Raw genomic sequence first — 4,409 nt, 5'->3', positions numbered from 1 at the left:
CCCCTGCCCCGGGGGCTGTCGCCCCAGGCCCCCGCGCTCCCTGAAAGCCGGGGGCGGATCCCTCTGCGGGGCGGAGGCGCTGCGTAGGGTGGGTGGCGTCTGAACTGCCCACGGAAGGGAACGCAGGGACATCATGGCGATCCAGGTCGGCGACAAGGCCCCGGACTTCGAGCTCAAGGACAACCACGGCGCCACCGTGAAGCTCTCGGAGTTCCGCGGTGAGAAGAACGTCGTGCTGCTCTTCTACCCGTTCGCCTTCACCGGTGTGTGCACCGGCGAACTGTGCGAGCTCCGCGACAACCTGCCGAAGTTCGTCAACGACGACACCCGGCTCCTCGCCGTCTCCAACGACTCCATCCACACCCTGCGCGTCTTCGCCGAGCAGGAGGACCTGGAGTACCCGCTGCTCTCCGACTTCTGGCCGCACGGCGAGACCTCGCGCGCGTACGGCGTCTTCGACGAGGACAAGGGCTGCGCGGTCCGCGGCACCTTCATCATCGACAAGGAGGGCATCGTGCGCTGGAGCGTCGTCAACGCCCTCCCGGACGCCCGCGACCTCAACGAGTACGTCAAGGCGCTCGACACGCTGTGAGATCTCTGGTCTGCTCTCCGGGCAGGACACGCCTTCACCGCACTCTTCCGTGCCAGGGCCTGCGACGGGCGGGAACCCCTCACTAGGATCGACTCGTTGATCCGATGGCAACGCACGCGACGGGGCTCCCCGCCCCTGGACACCAAGGAGGACTCGTGGGAGTCAGCCTCAGCAAGGGCGGCAACGTATCGCTGACCAAGGAGGCCCCAGGCCTGACCGCGGTCATCGTCGGTCTGGGGTGGGACGTCCGCACCACGACCGGTACCGACTTCGACCTGGACGCCAGCGCTCTGCTGCTGGACGCCTCGGGCAAGGTCGGCAACGACGCGAACTTCGTGTTCTTCAACAACCTCAAGAGCCCGGACGGCTCGGTCGAGCACACGGGCGACAACCTCACGGGTGAGGGCGAGGGCGACGACGAGCAGATCAAGATCAATCTCGCCGGAGTGCCGGCCGAGATCGAGAAGGTCGTCTTCCCGGTCTCCATCTACGACGCCGAGAACCGCCAGCAGTCCTTCGGCCAGGTGCGCAACGCGTTCATCCGCGTCGTGAACCAGGCCGGCGGCGCCGAGATCGCCCGCTACGACCTGAGCGAGGACGCCTCCACCGAGACCGCCATGGTCTTCGGTGAGCTCTACCGTCACGGCGCGGAGTGGAAGTTCCGCGCCATCGGCCAGGGCTACGCGTCGGGCCTGCGCGGTATCGCCCAGGACTTCGGCGTGAACGTCTGAGCCGTACGCAACACCGACGTCTGAGCCGTACACCAGGCTCACCCGTCCGGCGCCGCACCTCCTTGTGGGGTGCGGCGCCGGACGTGCTCGTACGGCTCGTACCGCCTGTACGACAAGTGCACCGTTCAACTCGGGGAGGAACAGCACATGGGCGTCACGCTCGCCAAGGGAGGCAACGTCTCCCTCTCCAAGGCCGCACCGAACCTCACGAAAGTGATGATCGGTCTCGGCTGGGACGTCCGCACCACCACGGGCGCCGACTTCGACCTGGACGCCAGCGCCCTGCTGTGCAACTCGGGCCGGGTCCTCGGTGACGAGTGGTTCGTCTTCTACAACAACCTCAAGAGCCCGGACGGCTCGGTGGAGCACACCGGCGACAACCTCACCGGTGAGGGCGACGGAGACGACGAGTCGATCCTGGTCGACCTGTCGCAGGTGCCGGCCGGGGTCGACAAGATCGTCTTTCCGGTCTCCATCCATGACGCCGACAACCGCGGGCAGACCTTCGGCCAGATCAGCAACGCCTTCATCCGGGTCGTCAACCAGTCCGACGGCCAGGAGCTCGCCCGCTACGACCTCTCCGAGGACGCCTCCACCGAGACCGCGATGATCTTCGGCGAGGTGTACCGGTACGGGGGCGAGTGGAAGTTCCGCGCCGTCGGACAGGGGTACGCATCGGGTTTGCGCGGCATTGCCCTGGACTTCGGGGTCAACGTCTCCTAGTTTCGTATCGCGCTACGCGTTCTGTATGCCGAGACGCGTTGCGCAATATGAGCTAAAGCCGGGGCCGTGTGGGGTGCGGGAGGCGGAGGACTAAACTTCGGGTTCAAAGTTTCGTAAAGCCGCGCGCGTCGCGGGGGAACCCCGTACTAACACGATTGGGTAGCCAGTGGTTCTGAAAACCTTCGGCTGGTCGTTCGCGGTCACCGCGCTCGGCTTGGTCGCAGCGGTTCTGTTCGGAGGGTGGACGGCCTTCGGGGTCGTGGCCATTCTCTCCATCCTCGAGATCTCGCTGTCCTTCGACAACGCGGTGGTCAACGCCGGGATCCTGAAGAAGATGAATGCCTTCTGGCAGAAGATCTTCCTCACCATCGGCATCCTCATCGCCGTCTTCGGTATGCGGCTGGTCTTCCCCGTCGTGATCGTCGCCATCAGTGCCCAGCTGGGCCCGATCGAGGCAGTCGACCTCGCGCTCAACCAGCCGAAGCGGTACGAGGAACTGGTCACCGACGCCCACCCGTCGATCGCGGCCTTCGGTGGGATGTTCCTGTTGATGATCTTCCTCGACTTCATCTTCGAGGACCGGGACATCAAGTGGCTGGGCTGGCTGGAGCGTCCGCTGGCCAAGCTCGGCAAGGTCGACATGCTGTCGGTCTGCATCGCGCTGATCGTTCTGCTGATCACGTCGATGACCTTCGCGAAGGAGGCCCACCTCCATGCCGGGCACGCGGACAAGGCCGAGACGGTCCTCCTCTCCGGCGTCGCCGGCCTGATCACCTACATGATCGTCGGCGGCCTGTCGGGCTACTTCGAGGACAAGCTGGAGGAAGAGGAGGAGCGCGAGCACGAGGAGGAGGAAGAGGCCAAGCGCGCCGGCAAGCCGGTCTCGGCCGTCCAGCTGGCCGGTAAGGCCGCGTTCTTCATGTTCCTCTACCTGGAGGTCCTGGACGCCTCCTTCTCCTTCGACGGTGTCATCGGCGCCTTCGCCATCACCAACGACATCGTGCTGATGGCGCTGGGTCTGGGTATCGGCGCGATGTACGTCCGGTCGCTCACGGTCTACCTGGTCCGCCAGGGCACCCTCGACGACTACGTCTACCTGGAGCACGGCGCGCACTACGCGATCGGCGCGCTCGCCGCGATCCTGCTGATCACCATCCAGTACCAGATCAACGAGATCGTCACCGGCCTCATCGGCGTCGTGCTGATCGGCTGGTCGTTCTGGTCCTCCGTCCGCCGGAACAAGGCGCTGGCGGCCGCGGAGGGAAAAGCTGATTCCTCGGACGACAAGGCGCAGGTCTCGTCCGGGGTGTGACACCCCTCCGAGTGAGGAACGCTCAGTGCGGGGCGGCTGTCGAGGACACATCCTCGGGCGGCCGCCCCGCGGCGGTTCGACGTAGGGACACGGCAGTGTGGGGGCGGGAATGGGCTTCTTCGACGGTCTGCTGAGCGGCCGTACGCAGTTCGACTCGGGCAGCGCGGCGACCAACGCCATCGAACTGAGCAAACGGCACCGGACGGTCTCGCTCACCAAACAGGGGGCCGCCACCGGCAATCTGCGGATCAACCTGTCCTGGCGGATGCGCACGTCCGACATCGGCGGCCCCAAGCGGCAGAGCCTGCTGCGCCACCCCTTCCAGGCCCTCAAGCCCGAGGAGGTCAAGGCCCACAGCGAGAGCATGGTCAATGTCGACCTCGACCTCGGTGTGCTGTACGAGCTCACCGACGGGACCAAGGGCGTGGTCCAGCCCCTCGGCAGCTTCTTCGGTGACACCAACGCGCCGCCGTACGTGAAGTGCAGCGGTGACGACCGGTTCGGCTCGGGGTCCGGCGAGACGATCTACGTCAACCTCGACCATCGCGACGACATCAAGCGGCTTCTGGTCTTCGTCTACATATACGACCAGACGCCGGCGTTCGACCGGACCCATGCGATCGTCACGCTGTACCCGAGCAACGGGCCGCGCATCGAGATCGGTCTCGACGAGCGGCATCCCCAGGCGCGGTCCTGTGCGGTGGTGATGATCGAGAACGTCAAGGGGGAGATGATCGTGCGGCGTGAGGTGAAGTTCGTCTACGGGTTCCAGGCGGAGCTCGACCGGTTGTACGGGTGGGGGTTGCAGTGGGGGCGCGGGTACAAGTCGAAGGTCGAGCGCTGACGTGGCGCTGCCGCCGGGCTCGGCCGGGTCGCGCCCAGGAGCCCGGGGCGGCGGGTGAGCCGGCGGCTGCGGGGCGTGGGGGTTGATCTCGCGGTTCCCCGCGCCCCTTCTCGGGCGCCCTCAGCGACCGATGAACTGCGGCCCCTGCGGAGGCAGCCTGAAGTCCGGGTCCGGCAGGGCGCCGGTGGGCTGGGGGTAGCCGTAGGC

5 protein-coding genes and 1 pseudogene are annotated in these 4,409 nt (G+C 66.4%); 5 read left to right on the top strand and 1 reads right to left on the bottom strand.

The features are described 5' to 3' along the window. The first annotated feature begins 133 nt into the window (after positions 1-133). The 5 genes from FNH04_RS42085 (at position 134) to FNH04_RS42065 (ending at position 4,202) form a co-directional block, all read left to right on the top strand. Entirely contained in the window at positions 134-592 is a 459-nt protein-coding gene (locus FNH04_RS42085; RefSeq protein ID WP_152791514.1) for a peroxiredoxin, read from the top strand. 155 nt (positions 593-747) lie between these two features. After that, positions 748-1,323, top strand: coding sequence for a TerD family protein (locus FNH04_RS42080; protein ID WP_322725430.1), 576 nt, complete (start codon positions 748-750; stop codon positions 1,321-1,323). Positions 1,324-1,470: 147 nt separating this feature from the next. Then, the gene (locus FNH04_RS42075; RefSeq protein WP_152791512.1) at positions 1,471-2,046 is read left to right on the top strand and encodes a TerD family protein; all 576 of its coding nucleotides are present in this window, start codon (positions 1,471-1,473) and stop codon (positions 2,044-2,046) included. A gap of 166 nt (positions 2,047-2,212) precedes the next feature. Then, entirely contained in the window at positions 2,213-3,358 is a 1,146-nt protein-coding gene (locus FNH04_RS42070) for a DUF475 domain-containing protein (RefSeq protein WP_322725428.1), read from the top strand. 109 nt (positions 3,359-3,467) lie between these two features. Further along, positions 3,468-4,202: a TerD family protein gene (locus tag FNH04_RS42065; protein ID WP_152791515.1), complete on the top strand. Its 735-nt coding sequence runs from the start codon at positions 3,468-3,470 to the stop codon at positions 4,200-4,202. A gap of 120 nt (positions 4,203-4,322) precedes the next feature. On the opposite strand, the pseudogene FNH04_RS48305 reads toward FNH04_RS42065, so the two are convergent. Continuing rightward, positions 4,323-4,409, bottom strand: a pseudogene (locus FNH04_RS48305) (TerD family protein); the annotation flags it as partial.

Origin of the sequence: Streptomyces phyllanthi (assembly GCF_009377205.1) — a bacterium.
Taxonomy (GTDB): domain Bacteria; phylum Actinomycetota; class Actinomycetes; order Streptomycetales; family Streptomycetaceae; genus Streptomyces; species Streptomyces phyllanthi.
The sequence above is the reverse complement of the archived record's forward strand: the minus strand, read 5'-3'. Positions and strand labels throughout refer to the sequence as shown.

Bases quoted from the DNA above. Each gene is read 5' to 3' on its own strand.
- FNH04_RS42085 (WP_152791514.1), top strand. From the start codon at position 134: ATGGCGATCCAGGTCGGCGACAAGGCCCCGGACTTCGAGCTCAAGGAC.
- FNH04_RS42075 (WP_152791512.1), top strand. From the start codon at position 1,471: ATGGGCGTCACGCTCGCCAAGGGAGGCAACGTCTCCCTCTCCAAGGCC.
- FNH04_RS42065 (WP_152791515.1), top strand. From the start codon at position 3,468: ATGGGCTTCTTCGACGGTCTGCTGAGCGGCCGTACGCAGTTCGACTCG.